We start from the raw sequence: 22,986 nt of genomic DNA, 5'->3' as shown, positions 1-22,986 counted from the left end.
TGATGTAGCGTTACTCGAGGGGCTATCGGCTAAATTAATCAGGTATGACGCTCAAGCAGCATCTTGATCTTATTTTTGGCCAAATAAAATTGAGCTGTTATCAAAAATGCAACAGAGGCGGCCGACAGGAAAATTGTTATTAAAATGATGCGAGAAATAAAGAGTGGAGATATCAAATAAATAATTGCGCCCATCGTCGATAGCACGCAATACACTAGGCCGCAATACACACGGTCTTCGAGTTTTTCATACATGGGCCACTCAACGAGAATCTTGTCTTTGGAATTTCCGGGAAGAAGTATTTCGGTTCCCGTTTTTGCACAAAAAATCATCAGCCCAATTACCGAACCGGGTAGATACTTTGAAGCTTCAGAGCTCGCTTGAATAGATTGATCAATGACGACGAGCGGATGAGGAAAACGAAAAAGTAAGAAAAAGATAGATGTTATGAAAAAAAATTCGAAGGAAATAAAGACGCAGCGAAGTATGTCAGCTATTCGATTCATCGCTGCCGTGCTCCATGTGACGATCTTTTTGGATCTTATTTAGTATCGCTTCGGTTTTATTTGATAGTTCATGAGATGCTGGGGATTTCTTGAAATTAAAATTCACCGCAGTTTCGCTTGTTTTAATTACAACCGTCTCGTTGTTATTTTTACCTTTTATGTACCCGTGACCATATCCATCGGCAGACATGAAGATCGCCCGTTCTATCAGTGGCATCTCCACGCTACTGATATCCTCATCGTTAGCCGCGCGACGAATTAACGATGCCAGATCCGTTTTGATTTTCTCGTTGGGAGCGGCTTTCTCGTTTACCTTAATCGAATCCGAATTTCGAGAGATTAGGTAGTCTTTAAGAGGTGCCCAAAGTGGGCCAAAGAGTGGATTTGGCGGTGAAACTTTTGCATCTAATTCAAGTATCGAATCAAGTGCGGAAACCTTGGTTGCGAACGCACGTAGATCAGATATGAGTTCTATCTCACAATCCACAAAAAAGTTCGAGTATGTTCCCTCAATAATCCGCGTAAATCTGTCGCAGAAGGTTTTCACCTCGATATGGCTGGAAACCCGCAGAAAGGCGATTCCTGAGTGGTTTGGAAGATAAACAAAAGGGCTCGCTGATATCAAGAGATTGGGCTCTCCTTGCAATCGCTCCGCTTTGTTTTGTTCATCTACAATCGTTACCTCAGCATCCGGTGCGTATTTGCAGAGCCGACCGAAAATGTAGGGTTGCGCGTCGTCGAGGTGATCCTCGAGATCGATGAATGCCCATCTGTGATCGCGGTAATGATACGGGCTAGGATTCCGGATCGCATCAATCAGCTTCTCTTGGTTAAGCTCTCCGAGTTTCAACACTCGTCCAAGATAATAAGTGCCGCTTCCCGTTAAAGGTTTCATTTCGTGTTCTTCTTACAGTTTACCTGACCGGTGGCGATTGTGCATGGACATGGGGCGCGATCGCAAGCTTCGTAGTGAGATAAGTGTCAAGTGTCGCGAACGCGCAAATCTATAAGGAGTGGTTGAGAGGCCATGCAGCGAAAAGCCGAGTCTCCCTCGCCGCGCCAAGCCTTCTAGGACGCGCGAAATTTCCAATACAGTCGATCAAAATCGCGACGGGAGCTTTGCAGGTATTCCTTTCAAGGCGATCCGTGCCACGCTGCCCTCGGGCCGCGCTCTGCATCCATAGATTCGACTCGGATGGAATGGTGCCATGGCGCGGTTCGAACGCGAGATGCTGCTTAGCGCCAGTTGGCGGAATCGCAGAGGCGCAGCAAACGGGGAAATCCCAAGGTCGTGAGCTAACTGCCCGAACGAATGTTGACGCGGTCAATCGCTTGGTCGCCGAAGGTATGACACACATGCAGATGTCCTGGAAGGTCGGCGTAGGCGTCGCATCGATCAGCTGCATACTATAGAGTCCCTCAAGGAGCGTCGATCGAGCAAGCTCAACCCGAATGCTGGGAGGGTTGGATCCGTCGGTCGGCTATCTGTAAAATCCGATAAATCTCAAAAAGGTTGGGATCATGAGTAGCCTGCCGAAAAAGTCCATATCGGAGCGCGTGTCGCATCCGGCAATTGCGTTTGGTGGAGGGCTCGTCGGGGGATTCGTTGCCTTTCTATTTGCCTTCCGCTCTCTAATCTTTTCTTTGATGGAGCGAGGATGCGCATTCCCAGGTTATACCATTGGCGATGTGCCTGCTGGCACACCATCTGGAAGCGACGTCGTAGCTGTTGCCAACACCTACATTGTTTATACGACTATTATTTTTGTGTCGGCTACGATCGTGCTCGCGCTGCTCGCCGTCTACTTCGGATGGCAGTTTTCGCACGACAAGGAACAGCAATTTGACGACCGAATGGCTGAATTGCGTGCACATCTGCGCGAAAAGGGGGAAACTTCAAGGCAAATCATCGAAGTGGCCCTTGATAATCCGGAGTCGCGTTCTGAATTAATGGCACGGGTTAGGGTTGTGGTGAGTGCCTTGCTGGAGGAAGCTGTTAGCAAGGGTGTCCAGAAACAGGAAATCGCGCAAGAACTTCTGCAGGCGCTTAGATCGGCGCAGCCGGGAGGGTAGAGCAATGTCAGACGTGCAAATCAACAGGACTGAACCCGTCATCCGAGTCACATCGCGGACCGACGCATCGACGTTGCTTCGGCGACTTAAGGACGAAGCAGCGTTTCGCGTCGTGGCGCCGGTCGCTGTAGACGTGATCGCTGACCTCATCGGTCTAAGCGTATCGGAAGATCGTCGAGACGGTGGCTCAATTATCGGCTGGATCCGACTCGAAAATGAGAAACCGCGCGTATGGCTTAATCCTGAAGAGAACAGCTATCCGCCACGTCGTCGGTTTACGCTCGCGCATGAAATTGGTCACTATTGCCTGCACGTTGCTCATCCGGGCGGTAGCCAATCGTTCAACGACGACGCGAAGACGCTGAACCGTGACGCATCGTACTGGGACAAGCAGGAGTTCGAAGCTAACAACTTCGCTGCAGAACTCCTGATGCCAGTCTCGCTAATCAACGAATGCGGACAGCGGATCGTGACCCAACACAATCTCAGCTCTCACGGTGCGCCGCTGCCGCTGGACAGTTTCGTTTCAAGACTCGCGACTGAGCTAGTGGTCTCAAAGCAAGCGATGCGCTACCGTTTGGAGAACGTCGGAATTCTGCCTGCTTCTTAGTGTCGAGTGGAGCGCGCAAGCCGATGGAAATTGCATTGCGCGCCGAGTTATCCGTGATCAGAGCGATAGGCTATCTAGAATCGAATCACAGTCGGCGAGAGGTGTTTTGACGCTGGTCGCAAGGTGCGGGTGTTGAGCGGCTGATATGCCAGCCGTTTGCGTATCGAGTCCAACCTGCCGGCCCGGAGCTGTCGTCAAAATGGTGGCTGAAATCGCAACGAGATTTTTTTCTGCATCGGCGCCGAGGCGCACCAGTATCCGGTGCGATAAAGCAAAAGCCCTTGATCTTTCGAATCAAGGGCTTTCGTTGAAACTGGTGGCGAATCAGGGATTCGAACCCCGGACCTGCGGATTATGATTCCGTCGCTCTAACCGGCTGAGCTAATTCGCCTAAAGAAGAAGCGAGATTATGAAGATGGTAGGGGCGTCTGTCAACCCCTGCCGCCCAAGATTCTCGCCGGCGTTTCTACAGCCCAGCGCTCATCAATCCTGCGCGTAAATATCAGAATCCTTGGTTTCCTTCACGAACAGCAGGCCGATCACGAAGCAGGCGCCCGCGATCACGATCGGGTACCACAGGCCCGAGTAGATATTGCCTCTGGCCGCGACGATCGCGAAGGCAGTGGCCGGCAGGAACCCACCGAACCAGCCGTTACCGATGTGATACGGCAGAGACATGGACGTGTAGCGGATCCGCGTCGGGAACATCTCCACCAGCATTGCCGCAATCGGGCCGTACACCATCGTCACGTAGATCACGAGAATGGCTAGGATCACTACGCTCATGGGCCAGTTGATCTGCGATGGATCGGCCTTGGCTGGATAGCCCGCGGCCTTCAACGTCGAGCCCAGCGTCTCTTCGAACGCCTTGCCCTGCGCCTTGGCGTCCGGCGCTTTGCCATCAAACGTGTTGACCACCGAATCGCCCACCTTGATCTGCGCCACCGTGCCCGCCGGCGCCGCCACGTTTTCGTAGTTCAAGCCGGCCTTCGACAGCGCACCCTTGGCGATATCGCACGAACTGGTGAACTTCGCGGTGCCCACCGGATTGAACTGGAACGAGCACTCGTCCGGGTTCGCGATCACGACGATCGGCGAGCGTTGCGTGGCGGCTTCCAGCGCCGGGTTCGTGTAGTGCGTGAGCGCCTTGAACAGCGGGAAATACGTCAACGCGGCGATCAGCATCCCGCACAGGATGATCGGCTTGCGGCCAATCCGGTCGGACAGCGAGCCGAAGAACAGAAAGAACGGCGTGCCGATCAACAGCGCGATGGCCAGCATGATGTTGGCCGAACTGCCGGATACCTTCAGCGTCTGCGTCAGGAAGAACAGGGTGTAGAACTGCCCCGTGTACCAGACCACGGCCTGGCCGGCCGTCAACCCGACGAGCGCGAGAATCACGATCTTCAGGTTGCGCCATTGCCCGAACGCCTCCGTGAGCGGTGCCTTGGAGGTTTTGCCCTCCGCCTTGATGCGCTCGAACACCGGCGATTCATGCAGTTGCATACGGATCCACACCGATACCGCCAGCAGGATGATCGACGCGATGAACGGCACGCGCCATCCCCATACGCCGAACGCGTCTTCGCCCATCGCCGTGCGCACGCCGAGAATCACCAGCAGCGACAGGAACAGGCCGAGCGTGGCTGTCGTCTGAATCCATGCCGTGTAGAAGCCGCGTCGGCCCGTTGGTGCGTGTTCGGCCACGTAAGTCGCCGCACCGCCGTATTCGCCGCCGAGTGCAAGGCCCTGCAGCAGACGCATGGCGATGAAGATCACGGGCGATGCCATGCCGATCGATGCATATCCCGGCAGGAAGCCGACCAGAAACGTCGAGAGACCCATGATCACGATCGTGATAAGGAACGTGTATTTGCGCCCGACCATGTCGCCCAGGCGCCCAAACACAATGGCGCCGAACGGCCGCACCGCGAAGCCTGCCGCAAAACTGAGCAGGGTGAAGATGAAAGCCGCGGTCGGCGCGACGCCGGAGAAAAAGCTCTTGCTGATGAACACCGCAAGGGAGCCCGCCAGATAGAAGTCGTACCACTCGAAGACCGTACCGAGCGAGGACGCGAAGATCACGCGCTTTTCTTCATGCGTCATCGGCACGTGCGAGATTTGCCCGCCTACAGTAGCCATATGTCGTCTCCAATATTGATATGCACGCGGTTCGCCGGAAAGGCGTTCCCGTGAATCGGATTATTGGAGTGAAAACTTACGGCCTACTGACGTTGTGCCGCAAATGAAGGTGTTGAACGATCAATGGTCGTTTCGTTCAACGTATGTGAATGTGCCGTTATGTGATAGCAATTTGTTTTCTTCAGCGTCTTACATGCCAGATCGCAGTAATCTTAAATCAATCCGCTTAGGGTAAGTCCCGCCCCGCCTGCCGTGCTCGCAAGCTGACACGCACCAGCGTTCCGGCGAGTCGTGGCGCGTTCTGATACACGTTGTCGTGGATGCTCAGGTCGCCGCCATGCATGGTTGCGATCTCACGCACGATGGCCAGCCCGAGCCCGCTGCCATCGCCTTCGCCGCCGAGAATCCGGTAGAACCGTTCGACCACACGCTCGCGCTCCGTGACCGGAATGCCGAGCCCCGTATCCTCCACTTCGAGATGGACCAGCGACCCTGCGGAATCGGCCCGCACGCGCACGGTAATCCGTCCGCCCACCGGCGTATAACGGATTGCGTTATCAATGAGGTTCGAAAGCATCTCACGCAACATGACGGGATTGCCGTCTATCTCGACGACATCTTCCGGGCCTTCGTATCCAAGATCCATCTGTTTGACGAGTGCCGCCTGCAGCCAGTCACGCACCGCACTGCGGGCGACTTCCGTGATTTCTACAGGCGCGAAGATCTGTCCTGACAGACGGTTTTCGGCACGGGCCAAGGCCAGTAACTGTGTCACGAGACGGGCCGCATGCTCGGAACTCGTCGCGATCTGCTCCAAAGAACGGTGAACTTCCTCGGAAACATCCTGACGCAGCGCCAGTTCCGCCTGAGTACGCAGGCCGGCGAGCGGCGTCTTCATCTGATGCGCGGCATCCGCGATGAAGCGCTTCTGCAGCTCCATGTTCTGTTCGAGGCGCGTTAGCAGGTCGTTGAACGACGTTACGAGCGGTTCGATCTCCGGTGGCGCACGGCGAGCCTCCAGCGGCGAGAGATCATCGGGGCGCCGCGCACGAATATGCGATTGCAGCGCATGCAGCGGCGCGAGCCCGCGTGACAACCCGAACCACACCAGCACGATGGCGAGCGGCAGAATCACGAACTGCGGCAGGATCACGCCTTTGATGATGTCGTTGGCGAGCTGGCTGCGCTTGTCGAGCGTTTCCCCTACCTGCACCAACACGGGCTGTGCACCGGGCGTGTGCGGAAATTCGACGGTCGTGTAAGCGACGCGGATGTCATTGCCGCGCAGCACGTCATCGCGGAACTCGACGAGACCCGGTGGCGGGCGGTCCTCTTCGTGCGGCAGCGGCATGTCGCGGTCCCCGCCCACCAGCTCTCCGCGGGTGCCGAGGACCTGATAGAACACCTTGTCGACGTTATCGGCGCTCAAAAAATCGCGCGTCGCGTCGGGTAGCGAGAGTTCCGCCACTCCGTTCACCGGATGAATCTGACGGGCCAGCACGTAAGCGTCGGTTTCGAGCGCGCGGTCGAACGGCCCGTTGGCGATGGATTTCGCCACGAGGTAGGTCACCGCAATACTCATTGGCCACAGCAGCAGAAGCGGGGCGAGCATCCAGTCGAGAATCTCGCCGAACAGCGAGCGCGGCCGGGCCTCCGCGGCGGCTTCGGTTTCGTCCGGTGGCGCAAACGGGTTGGCGTAGCGGGCGTCGCGCGCCTCGTCGAGGTCCGCCGCTTGCGCCGTGGCGCGGTCAGCGCGTGCGGACATGGTGGTCCTTATTTGAAGTGATGGCTCGCAGGCATCGCGGCGGCGGACGTTGGGGCGGAGGAAGCTGTCGTATTGCCTCGCTGCGCCGCAGCCGGCGCGGCCTCCGTGGCCGAGCTGGCCGCCGCAGTAGCCGAGTCAGATGCCGTCCCCGGTGTGGCTTTTTCCAGGCAATAACCCAGGCCGCGCACGGTGAGAATGCGTACGCCACTCGGCTCGATCTTCTTGCGCAAGCGGTGCACATACACCTCGATGGCGTTGTTGCTGACTTCTTCGCCCCACTCGCACAGGTGATCCACCAGTTGTTCTTTCGACACCAGCCGGCCAATCCGCTGCAGCAGCACTTCGAGCAAACCCAGCTCGCGTGCCGACAGGTCGATCACCTGCTCGTTGATGTAGGCGATCCGCCCCACCTGATCGAACGACAGCGAGCCATGCCGCACTACAGTCGGACCGCCGCCCGCGCCACGCCGGGTGAGCGCCCGCACGCGCGCTTCGAGTTCGTTCAGCGCAAAGGGTTTGGCCATGTAGTCGTCCGCGCCGAGATCGAGTCCCTTGACGCGTTCGTCGACGCTGTCCGCAGCGGTCAGGATCAGCACTGGCAGACTCGAATTGCGTGCCCGCAGGCGGCGCAGCACCTCCAGACCGGACATGCGTGGCAAGCCCAGATCGAGGATCAGCAGGTCGAAAGTCTGCATGGAAAGTGCGGTATCGGCCTCGACGCCGTTCTTCACGTGGTCAACGGCGTATGCCGATTGGCGGAGTGATCGAAGCAGACCATCCGCGAGTATGCTGTCATCTTCGGCAATGAGAATTCGCATGGTGCGCCAGCCTCGCCATGCCGGCACCGTCGTAACGCTCGGCGCGCAGCGGTCTCCAGAATTTTGTGGGTAGTTTTGCGTGAGCGGTTCGCACAATCATGCATCTTCGTGCGAATCCTGCTTGCCAAAACTACTGTTTTTTTATACAGTGTCTGCGTTTAGTGTGCTGTCCGTGATGAATGGGCTGCACATCTGCCTCAGACGCCGTTCATCATAGCAAAGGACGATTCATGGAAGAAAGCAAGAAAGGCTCGGCTGGACTGACTGCTGAAAAGAGCAAGGCGCTCGCCGCCGCACTCGCGCAGATCGAAAAACAGTTCGGCAAAGGGTCGGTCATGCGGCTCGGCGCGGGTGAGGTAGTCGAAGATATTCAGGTGGTCTCCACGGGATCGCTTGGCCTCGACATCGCATTGGGCGTCGGCGGTTTGCCGCGTGGTCGAGTGGTGGAAATCTACGGGCCGGAATCGTCGGGTAAAACCACGCTGACGCTGCAGGTGATCGCCGAAATGCAAAAGCTTGGCGGCACGGCGGCGTTTATCGACGCAGAACACGCACTGGACATCCAGTACGCGGGCAAGCTCGGCGTGAACGTCAATGAACTGCTGGTTTCGCAGCCGGACACGGGCGAACAGGCGCTGGAAATCGCCGACGCGCTGGTGCGCTCGGGCTCCATCGACATGATCGTGATCGACTCGGTCGCGGCACTCGTGCCGAAGGCGGAAATCGAAGGCGAAATGGGCGACTCGCTGCCTGGTCTGCAGGCGCGTCTGATGTCGCAGGCGCTGCGCAAGCTCACCGGCACCATCAAGCGCACCAACTGCCTCGTCATCTTCATCAACCAGATCCGTATGAAGATCGGTGTGATGTTCGGCAATCCGGAAACCACCACGGGCGGTAACGCGCTGAAGTTCTACGCGTCGGTGCGTCTGGACATTCGCCGCATTGGCTCGATCAAGAAGAACGACGAAGTGATCGGCAACGAAACGCGCGTGAAGGTCGTCAAGAACAAGGTGTCGCCGCCGTTCCGCGAAGCCATCTTCGACATCCTGTACGGCGAAGGCATTTCGCGTCAGGGTGAAGTGATCGACCTCGGCGTATCGGCAAAGATCGTGGACAAAGCGGGTGCCTGGTACAGCTACAACGGCGAACGCATTGGTCAAGGTAAAGACAATGCGCGCGAATTCCTGCGCGAAAATCCCGATATCGCACGCGAAATCGAGAACCGCATTCGTGAATCGCTGGGCGTGAACGCGATGGCGGAAGCGGCAGTCGGCGCAGGCGCTGAAGTCGCGGACGAAGAAGAGTAGGCGTCGCGTGATACGCAAGGGCCGGCCCGTATCCCATGCAGCAGGTGATGCGGGTGGCTCGCGTGTTCCGCATGGTCGGCGTGACGCTGGTGGCGCCGACCATGACGACGCCTTTGATCCGTTCGAGTCATTCGACGCGCACGACGAGGCAGAAGGACGTGGCCCATCTGGCCAACGTGCTACCAATGCCGGAACATCTAACGATTCATCCAGCTCCCCCGCCGAAACCATTTACACCCGCTCGCGTCGCGTGCCGGGTGAATCGCCTGACCGGAAAGACAAGGCAGACAAATCTCAACGCCCCGTTCGTTCGCTGAAAGGCCGGGCGCTGGGCTATCTGTCCCGCCGCGAATACAGCCGCGCTGAGCTTTCGCGCAAGCTGATGCCGTTCGTCGAAGAAGTCGACGCGCTCGAAAGCTTGCTCGACTCGCTCGAAAAAGAGGGCTGGTTATCCGACTCACGTTTTGCCGAAAGCCTGATCCATCGCCGCGCGTCGCGCCTTGGCGCCAATCGCATCGTGGGCGAACTCAAGCGGCACGCAGTGGGCCAGACCTTGATCGAAGAGGCGAGCGCTCAACTCCGCGAGACTGAACTGGCTCGCGCACAAGCCGTCTGGCGCAAGAAATACGGCGAATTGCCGGAAACGCCGGCTGAGAAAGCACGGCAAGCGCGTTTCCTGGCGGCGCGGGGCTTCAGCGGCGCAACCATCGGCAAGATCCTCAAGGGCTTCGACGACGAGGACTAGGCCGGCGCGTCTTCCCCCGTAGCCAGAGCACGAACTGAAGAATAGGGTTCGGACCGCCGAGCCTCCGCTATACGCCATCTCGTAACGGCCTCTGCTCGCGCCCCATTGGTGCTGTGCACAATCCAGACTGTCTCAAATACCCAGTATGCTAAAATCCTAGGGTTTTCCCAATTCGGCCTTTCCTTCCGCATGCCGCTCTCCCCGCCAGTGTCCCGTCAGTTGCGCCATACTCGCGCAATCCGAGCGGAAGCATTTGAGCGCGCAGACGGCCTGTGGGACATAGAGGCGTGTCTAACCGACCAAAAGCCACGTGACGTGGCGCTTGCGTCGGGCGTCCGGCCCAACGGTCAGCCGATCCATGAACTCTGGCTTCGCATCACGATCGATCGCAAGCTCAACGTTATCGACGCGCAAGCGTCGTCCGACTGGGTGCCCTATCCTGGTCTCTGCGAAGCCACGAATCCCGCCTACCGGGCCCTCATCGGGCTCAATCTGTTCAACAACTTCCGTCGCGAAGCCGCCCGTTTGCTGGGAGGCACGGCAGGTTGCACGCATCTCACCGAGTTGTGCGCTTTCCTGCCCACGGCCGCCATTCAGGCGTTCGCCGGAGAAGTGTGGAATACGAACGATGGAAAGCAGCCCAACGAGGCCGCTTCCAGGGGGACATCAGGGGACGGCTCGCCTGAAGCTAAAGACGAGCACTCAAACGACAAGCCGCCATTCCAGTTGGGTCGCTGCCACGCGCTGCGCTTCGACGGCGAGGCGGTGCGACAGTTTTATCCGCGCTGGTATGAGCATGCGCCGCGTACAGCGGAGCCTACCGAACCAGCAAGCGAACAAACACGCCACGCCGCCGGCAATGGCAGCGGTGGTGGCACGTCTCGTTTGAACGACGGCAGCGGAAACGAAGTTCAACCCAACTCTTAGACTGAAGGGAATCACGCATGAAGATTCACGAGTACCAGGGTAAGGAAATCCTGCGGAAATTCGGCGTCGCGGTACCGCGCGGCAAGCCGGTCTTCTCGGTGGATGATGCGGTCAAGGCCGCGGAAGAGCTCGGCGGCCCGGTTTGGGTCGTGAAGGCTCAGATCCACGCGGGTGGCCGTGGCAAGGGTGGCGGCGTGAAAGTCGCGAAGTCGCTGGAACAGGTTCGTGAATACTCGAACCAGATCCTCGGCATGCAACTCGTCACGCACCAGACTGGCCCGGAAGGCCAGAAGGTGAACCGCCTGTTGATCGAAGAAGGCGCTGACATCAAGAAGGAACTGTATGTCGGCCTCGTGATCGATCGCGTCTCGCAGAAAGTCGTCGTGATGGCGTCGAGCGAAGGCGGCATGGACGTCGAAGAAGTCGCAGAAAAGACGCCCGAGCTGATCCACAAGATCGCTGTCGACCCGACCACCGGTCTGAAAGATTCGGAAGCGGACGAACTGGCCACGAAGATCGGCGTGCCCGCCGCTTCGCTGCCGCAAGCACGCGCCATCCTGCAAGGCCTGTACAAGGCATTCTGGGAAACGGACGCATCGCTGGCCGAAATCAACCCGCTGATCCTGACCGGCGACGGCAAGGTCATCGCGCTGGACGCCAAGTTCAACTTCGATTCGAACGCGCTGTTCCGTCATCCGGAAATCGTGGCTTACCGCGATCTGGACGAAGAAGATCCGGCCGAAGTCGAAGCATCGAAGTTCGATCTCGCGTACATCTCGCTTGACGGCAACATTGGCTGCCTCGTGAACGGCGCAGGCCTCGCGATGGCAACGATGGACACCATCAAGCTGTTCGGCGGCGAACCGGCGAACTTCCTCGACGTGGGCGGTGGCGCCACGACCGAGAAGGTCACGGAAGCCTTCAAGATCATGCTGAAGAACCCGAATCTGACGGCAATTCTGGTCAACATTTTCGGCGGCATCATGCGCTGCGACGTGATCGCGGAAGGCGTGATCGCAGCTTCGAAGGCCGTGTCGCTGAAGGTGCCGCTCGTGGTCCGCATGAAGGGCACGAACGAAGATCTCGGCAAGAAGATGCTCGCTGAATCCGGTCTGCCCATCATTGCGGCAGACAGCATGGAAGAAGCTGCACAGAAGGTCGTCGCGGCCGCTTCGGGCAAGGCCTAAGGCCTGGCTGAGCGCTAACCACGGATTACGAATGGCGCCAAGGCAGCGCCGCGGGCGAGGAACATGCCGCCCGAGGGGCCAGATGCACGACGCCAAACGAACAGAGGTCAATACATGTCGATTCTGATTAACAAAGACACGAAGGTCATCACGCAGGGCATTACCGGCAAGACCGGTCAGTTCCACACGCGCGCCTGCCGTGAATATGCAAACGGCCGCGAAGCGTATGTCGCCGGCGTGAACCCGAAGAAGGCCGGCGAAGATTTCGAAGGCATTCCTATCTACGCAAGCGTGAAGGAAGCGAAGGCTGAAACGGGTGCAACCGTTTCGGTCATCTACGTTCCGCCCGCAGGCGCAGCCGCCGCAATCTGGGAAGCCGTCGAGGCGGATCTGGATCTCGCCATCTGTATCACGGAAGGCATTCCTGTCCGTGACATGATCGAGCTCAAGGCACGTATGCGCGAGAAGAACAGCAAGACATTGCTGCTCGGACCGAACTGCCCGGGCACGATCACGCCGGACGAGCTGAAGATCGGCATCATGCCGGGTCACATCCACCGCAAGGGCCGCATCGGCGTCGTGTCGCGTTCGGGCACGCTGACGTACGAAGCAGTCGGTCAGTTGACGGCAATCGGCCTCGGCCAGTCGTCGGCAGTCGGCATTGGCGGCGACCCGATCAACGGTCTGAAGCACATCGACGTCATGAAGATGTTCAACGACGATCCGGATACGGACGCCGTCATCATGATCGGCGAAATCGGTGGTCCGGACGAAGCGAATGCGGCTGAGTGGATCAAGGACAACATGAAGAAGCCGGTGGTTGGCTTCATCGCGGGTGTCACGGCGCCGGCCGGCAAGCGCATGGGTCACGCAGGCGCGCTGATCTCGGGCGGTGCCGATACGGCTGAAGCCAAGCTGGAAATCATGGAAGCGTGCGGTATCAAGGTCACGAAGAACCCGTCGGAAATGGCGCGTCTTCTGAAGGCGATGCTCTAAATCAAGATGGACTGGCGCAGTCCAGTCCACTTTTGATACTCTTACGAGATCCTTTCGTAAGAACGAAGTCCAAAAAGCGAGGGAGCGAGCAATTGCTCCCTCGCTTTTTTATTGCTTGCGGGTTGTCTGCCGGCGCGCTTTGCATGTCGCGCTTCTTTCGTTTCGGCGTCTTTCTATCCTGCTGCCCATGCTCGAGTTTTTCGCCACGCTCCACTGGGGCGCTGTCATTCAGATCATCGTGATCGACATCCTGCTGGGTGGCGACAACGCGGTCGTGATCGCGCTCGCTTGCCGCAACCTGCCGCAGGCGCAGCGGACGAAGGGCGTGCTGTGGGGCACGGCCGGTGCGATTCTGCTGCGCGTCGCTTTGATCGCGTTCGCGGTGGTGCTGCTCGACGTGCCGCTGCTGAAGTTCGCCGGCGGTCTGTTGCTGCTGTGGATTGGCGTGCGGTTGATGGCGCCCGCGCACGACGTCCACGAAAACATCAAGCCCGCCGATAAATTGATGACCGCGATCAAGACGATCGTTATCGCCGACGCCGTGATGAGCCTCGACAACGTGATCGCGATTGCGGGCGCGGCCGAATCGGCGGACCCGGAACACCGCCTTGCGCTGGTGATCTTCGGGCTGGTCGTGAGCATCCCGCTGATCGTGTGGGGCAGCCAGCTCGTGCTGAAGCTGCTCGACCGCTACCCGGTCATCGTCACGTTCGGTGCGGCGCTGCTCGGCTGGATCGCGGGCGGCCTGATCGTCAACGATCCGGCCGGCGACCGTTGGCCCGTGCTCGACTCGCCGGTGGCCGAATATGGCATGAGCATCGCGGGGGCGCTGTTCGTGGTGATCGTCGGTTATCTGTTGAAGCGCCGTAACGCGAGCCGCGCTGCGAGTGAGGGCCAGTTGCCGCCTGGCGCGCATTGACTCGCACGCACCGTCCCAAGGGTTGAGCACCAGAACGTTAGCCATCTGGCTGACTATGTTCGCGCAGTGCGGCTGGATACGATCAATACGCCTGTTCCGATGCTCGGGGCAGGCGTTTTTCGTTTCAGGAGCCTGCTGATGACCGTCATTACCTTTACTTCCACCTCCTCGTTTTTTCAGCCGCGGCGTGGCCGCGCCGTCGCGGATGCGGCCGAGCCATTGCGCGTGCGCTGGCCGGCGCGGCTCGCGCGGGCATGCCGTGAACTGGGCTTTACGCTGATCGAACTGATGATCGTGCTCGCCATTGTCGGCGTGATTGCGGCTTACGCCATTCCCGCGTATCAGGACTACCTTGCGCGCAGCCGCGTGGGCGAAGGACTTTCGCTCGCCGCGTCGGCCCGGCTGGCGGTGGCGGAGAACGCCGCCAGCGGTAGCGCGCTGGGCGGCGGCTACACGTCGCCACCGGCAACGCGCAACATCGAGTCGGTGCATGTCGACGACGACACGGGTCAGATTACCGTGGCGTTTACGACGCGCGTTGCGCCCTCTGGTTCGAACACGCTGGTGCTGGTGCCGTCGGTCCCGGACAACGCGGACGCGCCCACTGCCCGCGTCGCGCTCGTCAAGGGCGGGGTGCAAGCCGGGACGGTGACATGGGAATGCTTCGCTGGCGGCAAGACCGCATCGTCACTGCCCGCGCCGGGCGCCGGGCCCAATCCCGCAGATGCCGCGACGCTGCCATCGAATCTCGCACCGCCGGAATGCAGGGCGTGAACCACGGTAAATGGCGTAACGGATGCCCTTGAGATACCGGCGTCGGAGCGAGGGCCGGCGAGCGAAAAACGAGTGGGGTGAGCCGCGAAGTTTTGCCGGAAAGCGCACTTAGTAGCCGATTTCGGGATATTTAAGCCGTGCCGGCGCACAGCAGGAGGATTTTTTTGTATAGTGCGCCGGTTGCTGACGCCCCCGGTTACTCATGCCTTCCCCATTCGCGCGCTATTTATCTCTGGTTGTACTGGCTTGTGCGTTGATTCTGCCTTATGCAGTTGTCAACCATACCTATCCGATCCCGACGTTTTACGCGGAGTTCACGGCGCTTACGCTGTATGTCCTGACCAGCGCCACGGTCGTGCTGATGGTCGCGACGACGCGGCCGCGCATCGAGTACGCGTCGCCCACGGTCGCGCTCGTGCCGTTGCTGTTTGGGCTGCTGCTGATCGCGCAGACCTTTGTGCTGCCGGTGGCGCAGCCGTCCATGAACTGGCTCGGTGCGGGCTACCTGCTGGCGGCCTTCATGACCGTACACGCAGGCTACGGATTCGCACGCCTGAAGCTCACCGAGCTTACATTGCGGTGGATGGCTAGCGCGTTGATCTTCGGTGGACTGTTCGCCGTGTTTTGCCAGGTCATCCAGTTGTTTCATCTGGAGACCAAGGTCACGCCACTGGTGGTGGCGTACAACGTGATGGTCGAACGCCGGCCGTTCGGCAATATGGCGCAGGCCAATCACCTGGCCACGTACATCGCCTTCGCGATGGCCGGCGCGTTGTTCCTGGTGCAGACACGGCGCCTGAACGTGATCGTCTGGGCGCTGCTGTCGATCATCTTTTCTACCGGACTGGCGTTGACGGTTTCGCGCGGCCCCTGGTTGCAGATGGGCGTGATCGTCGTTGCCGGTTTCTGGATGGCGTTTGCCGAAATCCGGCGTGACCCGGCTTTGCGCCGCAGTAATCGCGAATGGTTGATCCCGATCGTGTTGGGCGTGTTGTTTTTCATTGTCAACGCCGTGGTGCGTTGGGCCAACGTCCGCTATCACCTCGACCTGGACGTGTCGGCGGCCGAGCGTTTCAAGGACGCCGGCCAGATTGCCCCGCGCCTCGCGCTGTGGAAGTACGGCTGGACGATGTTCAAGTCGCATCCCTTGCTTGGCGTCGGCTGGGGCGAGTTTCCGCGCTATCAGTTCGACTATGTGCGCAGCCTGGGTGGCGTGGAGATCGCCAATAATTCGCACGACATCTTTCTCGATCTGCTCGGCAAGACGGGCCTGATTGGTCTCGCGATTGTCTTGCTTGGGCTGGTTGCCTGGCTGGTGCGTGCGGTGCGCGTACCGCATACCGCAGCGCGCGTTTTCGGCATTGCGTTGATTGGCGTGCTGGCGATGCATGCGCTCGTCGAATATCCGCAGCAATACATGTTCTTCCTGCTGCCCGCGATGTTCGTGTTTGGTCTGCTGGAGACGCGGCCACTGCGTCTCGTGTCAAAGCGCGTGTCGTTTGGCGTGTTTGCGGTGGTGACATTTGCTGGCCTCGTAGCCTTGTATCCGGTGTTCCGCGACTACAACCGGGCCGAGGTGCTGTATTACGGCGCGCGTCCGGCCGAGCAATACAGCGAAGATCCGTCGTTCCTGTTCGGCGCGTGGGGTGAGTACGGCATGGCGACGCTGTTGCCGATGAATACGATGGATCTGGATCACAAGCTGGCGATGCACAAACAGGCGCTGGCGCTATTGCCGGGCGAAACGGTGCTGCGACGTTATGCGGTGTTGCAGGCGCTTGCCGGCGATACGAACGCCGCGTTCGACACCGTTGAGCGGTTGCGGATTTTCGCAGTTGAACTGAATGACTGGCCGTCGCAGTTGAGCAATCTGTACCAGTTGTGCGATGAGCAGAAGTCGCTTGCGGGTTTCAAGACCGAGCTGATGAAGAAGTACGGCACGCCGGCGAAGGACGTCAATTCAGATGATGACGATAGTGACGATTGAGGGGTAGCTTATGGTTGGTCGGCAGATCGTTTGATGTGCCGACCAACCGATCAATGGGTTCGCGGCGTTCTATGCGAACCCATCTGACACAAGTCAATTGAGGTATCTTTCGCTCGGTTTTTACTCGAGGTGCAGTTATAGAATCGCAAGCCGTCAGCAACCCATCTAAAAGAAAGCTGGCGATGATTCAAACTCACCTTCGAAGAAAACCAATATGAAAACCAGAGCGATTGTCGTTGTTTGCCTTTGCGTGATTTCCTCAGTTGCGTTTGCCCGTGGCGATCGCTACGGCGGCGAGGAGCGCAACTACTACTCAGGTAGCAGCGGCGAACACTACGTGCAGGGATACACACGCAACAACGGGACCTATGTCGAGGGGCATTACCAGACAAACCCGAACGACACCCAGTACGACAATTGGTCATCCAAAGGAAACGTGAATCCGTACACAGGCCAGGAAGGAACCGTCTATCCTTCGTATTGAAACTGAGCCACTAACTGCCGGATTACGGGTGAACCGTTCGGCCTGAGTTTCGCGCTAACGCTATGGTCGATGATCATTAGTACCGCTTGAAGATCTTCAAGCGGTGATGTTGGCCGGAGCCGTGAGAGATCGTTTTAACCAACCAATCTCTCAACCCTCCGCCACCCAATCCCCCGACTTCCCGCCGTGCTTTTCAAGCACCGTCACATCGGTGATGGTCATTCCCCGATCCACCGCCTTGCACATGTCATAGACGGTGAGCAATCCAACCTGCACAGCGGTGAGCGCTTCCATCTCGACGCCCGTGCGCCCCAACGTCTCGACTTGCACCGTGCAATGCACACCCGGCAGCTTCTCATCGAGTTCGAACTCGACCGCTACGCGGGTCAGCGCGAGCGGGTGGCATAGAGGAATCAGATCGGCGGTGCGTTTGGCGCCTTGAATCGCGGCAATGCGCGCGATGCCGATCACGTCGCCCTTCTTGGCGTGACCGTCGCGGATCAGGGCGAACGTCGCGGGCAGCATGCGGATCGAACCGCGCGCAATCGCGATGCGCTTCGTTTCCTGCTTGCCGCCGACGTCCACCATATGCGCCTGTCCGGCGGCGTCGAAATGCGTGAGTTCGGGCATGGTGCAGCTCCTGGTGTGGGCGCGTATCTTAACAGTGGGGCGGGTGGCGCCGCGTCGAGGTCTCTTGCTGATGATCTATTGACGCGATGCCCGCCGAGGCGACATCGCCCCACATGACCCAATGTCGCCGAACTGAACCGCCTACAAAGGCGCTTACTCGCTCCGAGCCGCCGCCACCTGCGCCGGGCTGGCGACAAAGCCAAAGCGCGCCGCCACATCCTGACGCGAGATGGCTTGCAGCGACAGCGTCACTCCAGCGCGCCACCGCAACGTCCCACTACCACCGTCATCAGCGAGGTCGGCATGTTCGGAGAACAGATCGAGATCGTGATCGTGCAACACGGCAATGCGAGCCGGCGTTGATGCATCCGCGAACAGCACGCCGCCTTCATCATCGAGGTACACCGTCGACGGTTCGAACGGTTGACCCGCCTGATCGGTCAACGCAAGTCCATCGCCGTTCGAATCCGCAAGGCGCACCACCCACGGCGTATAACCCAGTTCCACATACACGCGCTGCGGCCCGTTCTGAAAGAACCATTGACCGCTCGCGTCCGCCTCGTAATTGCGGTTGATAAACGCAAGCAGCGCGGTATGGCGGATCGGTTCGCCTGGCGCGCCGCTCGCTTGTGCCTCGTCGTCGCGCATGCGCCAATTGCCGCGCCGGTCGAGCAGCAACCAGCCGGTGCAGTGCGGTACGTTGGGCCATTTGGCGAGCGCCTGGCGAACGATGTCATCCATGGTCGACGAAGGGCCTCAGGTAATTCAACACGCGCCGCGACAGCCAGTCGATGCGCCCGGGAAACGGCCCCGTCATGAAGCCGACGTGCCCGCCATGCTGCGGCTGATCCAGCTCGATTGCCGCCGACACCTCGTGCCGCGCCGGCAACACCGTGGCCGGCAGGAACGGATCGTTGCGCGCGTTGAGCACGAGGGTGGGCACCGTCACCTCGGGCAGCAACGGCCGGGTGGTGGCACGCGTCCAGTAGTCGTCCGTATCGCGAAAACCGTGCAGCGGCGCCGTGACGATATTGTCGAACTCATACATGGTACGGCTCGCGAGCATCGCGTGGGCGTCGAAGAGGCCCGGATACTGTTCGAGCTTCTGTAGCGCCTTCACCTTGAGTGTTCTCAGAAAGCTGCGCGTATAGACCTTGTTGAAGCCTTGCGACAGCGCGCGGCCACCGGCGTGGACATCGAGCGGCGCGGAAATCGCCGCCGCCGCGTTGATGATCGACGCATCCTCGCGACGCTCGCCCAGCCAGCGCAGCAGCACGTTGCCACCCAACGAGACCCCCGCGGCGACGATCGGCCCGCGGTGCATGTCACGCAGGCGCCGCAGCACCCAGTCCACCTCGTCGCTGTCCGCCAGGTGATAGAAGCGCGGCAGCAGGTTCAGCGCGCCGCTACAGCTACGGAAGTGCGGCACGACGCCGTCCCAGCCCAACTCGTGGGCGGCAGCCATCAAGGCGCGGGCATAGTGGGAGGCGGAACTGCCTTCAAGGCCGTGGAACAGGACGAAAAGCGGCTTGTCGCCGGAGGGCGTTTCGGCCCAGCGGGCATGCGCCGAACCGTTGGCGCCCGTACCCGCGCGCGCGGGCACCTGATGCACCAGCCAGTCGAGTTCGATGAAATCGCCATCCGGCGTGTCCCAGCGCTCGCGCCGGTAAGTCACGGCGGGCAGGCGCGCGAACAGGGCGGGGACGATGGTCTGGATGTGGCTATTCGGCAGCCAGAGTGGCGCCCGGTAGAGCATTTCGACGCTCGCTTCCACTGCCGCAGCCACGCGGGCGGTGCCGGAGGAATCGGTCTTGTTGTGCGTCGTGCTCATGCCTGCAACCGGAGAAAACGTAAGACGGGCAGCCTCGGCTCAGTGCAATGACCCTTGGCCATGACGCATTTTCGCCGCAAACTGGCTGGCCGCTTCGTTCGGCATCGCACTCGCGTGAATATGTGCGATCTTCCATTCGCCGCGCTCGTGAACCATCACGTAGGTCGTGAAGACCATGTGCGGCGTGGCGGTCCGGCCAGCCGGGCGGTGCGCTTCGGCAATCGCGTAGACGACGGTGCCGAGGCTGTCGTAGACGCGGATATCAATGGGTTCGATCGAAACCGGCGCGGCTTCCAGTTGGACGGAGAGACCGGCACGGATGTTATCGAGCCCGTGCAGATGCGAGCCGTCGGCCCAGATGCAACTGGCGAACTCCTCGTCGATCCACAGGCCCATCAAACTGTCGATATTGACCTCCGCGACCGCCTGATAGTAGGCGTTGAGGGTATCCGCAGCGGCTTCGAAGATGTGGGCAAAACGTGGCATGGCTCGTCAGTCTCTTGTGCGCGGCACGCGCGGTTGCGGGACAGCAGTCGGCGAAACAACCGCGAGGATGCCCGCTCCGTAAGGCGCGGGGATGACGCCGCGCGGCTCACTGGCAGCGCGGCGGGCGGTGTTGGACAGCTCAGCGTTGCGCGAGCAGCATGCCGCGCAGGTCGCCGAATACCTGCTCGGCACTCAGGTGCCGCAGGCAGTTCAGATGACCGAGCGGGCACTCGCGCTCAAAACAGGGACTGCATTCGAGATGCAGCCATTGTACCTTCGCAAGCTCGGACAATGGCGGGGTGTGGCGCGGATCAGTCGAGCCGTAGACCGCCACGAGCGGGCGCCGTAGCGCGGCTGCCACGTGCATCAGACCGGAATCGTTGGTGACCACGGCGCTGGCACGAGCGATCAGCGCGCAGGCCTCGCCGAGCGCGGTTTGCCCGCACAGATTGCGCACGTTCGGCGCGCGTTCCGCGATAGCCTGGGCGAGCGGGGCGTCCTTCGGGGAACCCAGCGCGACGATCTGCGTGTACGGAAACGACTGGCCGACCATCTGTGCGAGCGCCGCGAAATGCTCGGGCGGCCAGCGCTTGGCCGGACCGTACTCGGCGCCCGGGCAGAACACCAGCAGCGGCACCCGCGTGTCCAGATTGAAGCGTGCCGACACGCGCGACGCCTCGTTCAGGTCCGTATCCAGCCGCGGCATGGGCAGGTCGTCGGGCACCTTGGCGCCGGGCGCGTAGGCGAGGGCGGCGTACTGGCCGACCATCGGCGCCCGCGCGTCCTTGCGCGGATTGTTATGCCGCACGTTCAGCAGACCGTAGCGGCTCTCGCCGGTATAGCCGATGCGCAGGGGAATGTTCGCGAGCCACGGAATCAGCGCCGATTTCAGCGAATTCGGCAGCACGTAGGCAGCGTCGTAGCCGACATCGCGCAGATCGCTTGCCAGTTGCCAGCGGCGCAGCATCTGCAGCTTGCCGTGCGCGAGATCGGTGGCGTAGACGTCACGAATCTCGGGCATGCGTTCGAGCACAGGCGCGACCCACGACGGCGCGACCGCATCAATCGCGATACGCGGATGCAGTTTCACGAGGCGCGAGAACAAAGGCTGCGCCATCAATGCGTCACCGATCCAGTTCGGTGCGATAACCAACGCGCGACGCATCAGGGTGAGTTTCCGATGTCGAAAGAAAGCGCAGCACGCCAAGGCGTGCGACGTTCAGGTTGTAAAGAGGGGGCATCCACATTCGTCGCGCAAGGCTGCAAGATGCGACCTTGCCGCGACGGCTGCGGCCTGACTCGTGACGCGCGGGTTCAGTGAGCCGGTTGGTTTGCCGCGCGCGGCCCGGATAGCTACCCGAGGGCCGCCCGCGCAAACCGCCGGTCTGCTTTAGTGACCCTTGACCACTTCGCCGTCGCGCAGCTTGTAGCGTGTGCCGCAGTACGGGCAACGCGCTTCCCCGTGCGTCACGTCGATGAACACGCGCGGATGGGCGCTCCAGCGCGCCATCGACGGGTTCGGACAGTACGCGGGCAGGTCTTTTGCCGTCAGTTCGACCAGCGGCATTTCCTTGATTTCGCTCATGAGGCTCTTTCTCGGTGGAGACAGGGCGCAGGCGCGCCGCGTGGCGGCCTGCTTGAGTGTGTAATTTAAACCTTGGTCAGCCAGTGCGCATATTTCGCGCTCTTGCCGTTGACGATGTCGAAGAAGCCGCTTTGCAGCTTTTCCGTGATCGGGCCGCGCGCGCCCGAGCCGATGGTGCGGTTATCGAGTTCGCGGATCGGCGTGACTTCAGCAGCGGTGCCGGTGAAGAAGGCTTCGTCGCAGGTGTAGACCTCGTCACGCGTGATGCGCTTTTCGATCACTTCGATACCGGCGTCTTTTGCCAGCGTGATGACGGTGTCGCGCGTGATGCCGTCGAGGCACGACGACAGGTCGGGCGTGTACAGCTTGCCGTTGTTCACGAGGAAGAAGTTTTCGCCCGAGCCTTCGGACACGTAGCCGTCCACGTCGAGCAGCAGCGCTTCGTCGTAGCCGTCGGCAATGGCTTCCTGGTTGGCGAGGATCGAGTTGACGTACCAGCCCGACGCCTTGGCGCGCACCATGGAGACGTTCACGTGATGGCGCGTGAACGACGAGGTCTTCACGCGGATGCCCTTGGCGAGGCCGTCTTCACCCAGATACGCGCCCCACGGCCATGCCGCGATGGCCACGTGGATGGTGTTGCCCTTGGCCGACACGCCGAGCTTCTCCGAACCCACCCAGATGATCGGGCGCAGATAGCAGGATTCGAGCTTGTTTTCGCGGACCACTTCGCGCTGCGCAGCGGCGAGCGTTTCGTGATCGAACGGCACGGCCATCTGGAAGATCTTGGCCGAATTCAGCAGACGCTTGGTGTGTTCCTGGAGGCGGAAGATCGAGGTGCCGCCGTCGGCCGTCTTGTAGGCGCGCACGCCTTCGAAGACGCCCATACCGTAGTGCAGCGTGTGGGTCAGCACGTGGATCTTGGCGTCGCGCCAGTCGATGAGCTTGCCATCCATCCAGATCTTGCCGTCGCGGTCGGCCATTGACATACGATTCTCCAGCGGGTGCGGTTGTGAGGTGGTGCGCACCGCCCACGGCAGCCGTCAAACAGGCCGGTAAGCGGCGAAGTCCGTCATTTTAACGTCTTTTGCACACGCAACGGGCATTTGGCCGCATACCGGACGCTATAATTCCGCGCACGAATAAACAGTCATCCGAATGCGCCAGCGGGTGTTCGTCGACCTGGCGCCGACTCCATGCCGTCGCGGCCAGCG

At 60.1% G+C, this 22,986-nt stretch carries 23 protein-coding genes and 1 tRNA gene; 11 read left to right on the top strand and 13 right to left on the bottom strand.

The window, feature by feature from the left end:
• Positions 1–38 precede the first annotated feature (38 nt).
• Both D0B32_RS12245 and D0B32_RS12240 read right to left on the bottom strand, forming a co-directional pair.
• Complete coding sequence (locus D0B32_RS12245; protein ID WP_117334257.1) at positions 39–506, bottom strand: hypothetical protein; 468 nt, start codon at positions 504–506, stop codon at positions 39–41.
• The gene (locus D0B32_RS12240; RefSeq protein ID WP_220444935.1) at positions 490–1,401 is read right to left on the bottom strand and encodes a hypothetical protein; all 912 of its coding nucleotides are present in this window, start codon (positions 1,399–1,401) and stop codon (positions 490–492) included. Before D0B32_RS12240 ends, D0B32_RS12245 begins: the two co-directional genes overlap by 17 nt.
• 626 nt (positions 1,402–2,027) lie before the next feature.
• On the opposite strand from D0B32_RS12240, the gene D0B32_RS12235 reads away from it, so the two are divergent.
• A complete protein-coding gene (locus D0B32_RS12235) occupies positions 2,028–2,579 on the top strand; it encodes a hypothetical protein (RefSeq protein WP_117334256.1) in 552 nt (183 codons plus the stop codon).
• A gap of 4 nt (positions 2,580–2,583) precedes the next feature.
• Positions 2,584–3,189 carry an ImmA/IrrE family metallo-endopeptidase gene (locus D0B32_RS12230; RefSeq protein WP_117334255.1) on the top strand — a complete coding sequence of 202 codons (606 nt, stop codon included), beginning with the start codon at positions 2,584–2,586 and terminating at the stop codon, positions 3,187–3,189.
• Positions 3,190–3,503: 314 nt separating this feature from the next.
• Here D0B32_RS12230 and D0B32_RS12225 read toward each other — a convergent pair.
• The 4 genes from D0B32_RS12225 to D0B32_RS12210 form a co-directional block, all read right to left on the bottom strand.
• Positions 3,504–3,580 (bottom strand) — tRNA-Met (locus tag D0B32_RS12225).
• Between the two features lie 92 nt (positions 3,581–3,672).
• The gene (locus D0B32_RS12220) at positions 3,673–5,331 is read right to left on the bottom strand and encodes an MFS transporter (protein WP_117334254.1); all 1,659 of its coding nucleotides are present in this window, start codon (positions 5,329–5,331) and stop codon (positions 3,673–3,675) included.
• 226 nt (positions 5,332–5,557) lie between these two features.
• Entirely contained in the window at positions 5,558–7,096 is a 1,539-nt protein-coding gene (locus D0B32_RS12215; protein ID WP_117334253.1) for a sensor histidine kinase, read from the bottom strand.
• An 8-nt stretch (positions 7,097–7,104) separates the two neighbouring features.
• Positions 7,105–7,914 carry a response regulator transcription factor gene (locus D0B32_RS12210; protein WP_117334252.1) on the bottom strand — a complete coding sequence of 270 codons (810 nt, stop codon included), beginning with the start codon at positions 7,912–7,914 and terminating at the stop codon, positions 7,105–7,107.
• Between the two features lie 230 nt (positions 7,915–8,144).
• Between D0B32_RS12210 and recA the strand changes: the two genes are divergently transcribed.
• From recA to D0B32_RS12165, 9 genes are all read left to right on the top strand, one after another.
• Complete coding sequence (gene recA, locus D0B32_RS12205) at positions 8,145–9,221, top strand: recombinase RecA (RefSeq protein ID WP_117334251.1); 1,077 nt, start codon at positions 8,145–8,147, stop codon at positions 9,219–9,221.
• Between the two features lie 7 nt (positions 9,222–9,228).
• Positions 9,229–9,966: a recombination regulator RecX gene (recX, locus tag D0B32_RS12200; RefSeq protein ID WP_117334250.1), complete on the top strand. Its 738-nt coding sequence runs from the start codon at positions 9,229–9,231 to the stop codon at positions 9,964–9,966.
• A gap of 189 nt (positions 9,967–10,155) precedes the next feature.
• A complete protein-coding gene (locus tag D0B32_RS12195) occupies positions 10,156–10,893 on the top strand; it encodes a DUF2889 domain-containing protein (protein ID WP_117334249.1) in 738 nt (245 codons plus the stop codon).
• A gap of 17 nt (positions 10,894–10,910) precedes the next feature.
• On the top strand, positions 10,911–12,080 hold the full coding sequence (gene sucC, locus D0B32_RS12190) for an ADP-forming succinate--CoA ligase subunit beta (protein ID WP_117334248.1): 1,170 nt from the start codon (positions 10,911–10,913) through the stop codon (positions 12,078–12,080).
• A gap of 114 nt (positions 12,081–12,194) precedes the next feature.
• Positions 12,195–13,076 carry a succinate--CoA ligase subunit alpha gene (sucD, locus tag D0B32_RS12185; protein WP_117334247.1) on the top strand — a complete coding sequence of 294 codons (882 nt, stop codon included), beginning with the start codon at positions 12,195–12,197 and terminating at the stop codon, positions 13,074–13,076.
• A gap of 187 nt (positions 13,077–13,263) precedes the next feature.
• Positions 13,264–13,995, top strand: a complete 732-nt coding sequence (locus tag D0B32_RS12180) for a TerC family protein (RefSeq protein ID WP_117334246.1) — start codon at positions 13,264–13,266, stop codon at positions 13,993–13,995.
• 138 nt (positions 13,996–14,133) lie between these two features.
• Positions 14,134–14,769, top strand: coding sequence for a pilin (locus tag D0B32_RS12175; protein ID WP_117334245.1), 636 nt, complete (start codon positions 14,134–14,136; stop codon positions 14,767–14,769).
• Between the two features lie 202 nt (positions 14,770–14,971).
• The gene (locus D0B32_RS12170) at positions 14,972–16,756 is read left to right on the top strand and encodes a Wzy polymerase domain-containing protein (protein WP_117334244.1); all 1,785 of its coding nucleotides are present in this window, start codon (positions 14,972–14,974) and stop codon (positions 16,754–16,756) included.
• A gap of 214 nt (positions 16,757–16,970) precedes the next feature.
• Entirely contained in the window at positions 16,971–17,240 is a 270-nt protein-coding gene (locus D0B32_RS12165) for a hypothetical protein (protein WP_117334243.1), read from the top strand.
• 150 nt (positions 17,241–17,390) lie between these two features.
• Here the strand turns inward: D0B32_RS12165 and moaC are convergent, their stop codons facing one another.
• From moaC to D0B32_RS12130, 7 genes are all read right to left on the bottom strand, one after another.
• On the bottom strand, positions 17,391–17,870 hold the full coding sequence (gene moaC / locus D0B32_RS12160; protein WP_117334242.1) for a cyclic pyranopterin monophosphate synthase MoaC: 480 nt from the start codon (positions 17,868–17,870) through the stop codon (positions 17,391–17,393).
• A gap of 153 nt (positions 17,871–18,023) precedes the next feature.
• Positions 18,024–18,611 carry a DUF2946 family protein gene (locus tag D0B32_RS12155; protein WP_117334241.1) on the bottom strand — a complete coding sequence of 196 codons (588 nt, stop codon included), beginning with the start codon at positions 18,609–18,611 and terminating at the stop codon, positions 18,024–18,026.
• Positions 18,604–19,701: a hydrolase gene (locus D0B32_RS12150; RefSeq protein WP_117334240.1), complete on the bottom strand. Its 1,098-nt coding sequence runs from the start codon at positions 19,699–19,701 to the stop codon at positions 18,604–18,606. The genes D0B32_RS12155 and D0B32_RS12150 overlap by 8 nt, the downstream gene beginning before the upstream one ends.
• A 39-nt stretch (positions 19,702–19,740) precedes the next feature.
• Positions 19,741–20,187, bottom strand: a complete 447-nt coding sequence (locus D0B32_RS12145) for a nuclear transport factor 2 family protein (RefSeq protein ID WP_117334239.1) — start codon at positions 20,185–20,187, stop codon at positions 19,741–19,743.
• Positions 20,188–20,326: 139 nt separating this feature from the next.
• Positions 20,327–21,352, bottom strand: coding sequence for a lipopolysaccharide heptosyltransferase II (gene waaF / locus D0B32_RS12140; protein ID WP_117334238.1), 1,026 nt, complete (start codon positions 21,350–21,352; stop codon positions 20,327–20,329).
• A 225-nt stretch (positions 21,353–21,577) separates the two neighbouring features.
• Positions 21,578–21,772 (bottom strand): zinc-finger domain-containing protein, encoded by a 195-nt coding sequence (locus D0B32_RS12135; protein WP_074263449.1) that lies wholly within the window; start codon positions 21,770–21,772, stop codon positions 21,578–21,580.
• A gap of 65 nt (positions 21,773–21,837) precedes the next feature.
• A complete protein-coding gene (locus tag D0B32_RS12130; protein ID WP_117334237.1) occupies positions 21,838–22,761 on the bottom strand; it encodes a branched-chain amino acid transaminase in 924 nt (307 codons plus the stop codon).
• Between the last annotated feature and the right edge of the window lie 225 nt (positions 22,762–22,986).

Origin of the sequence: Paraburkholderia sp. DHOC27 (assembly GCF_003429005.1) — a bacterium.
Lineage (GTDB): Bacteria > Pseudomonadota > Gammaproteobacteria > Burkholderiales > Burkholderiaceae > Paraburkholderia.
Note: the sequence above shows the minus strand (reverse complement) of the source record. Positions and strands in the feature narration are given on the sequence as shown.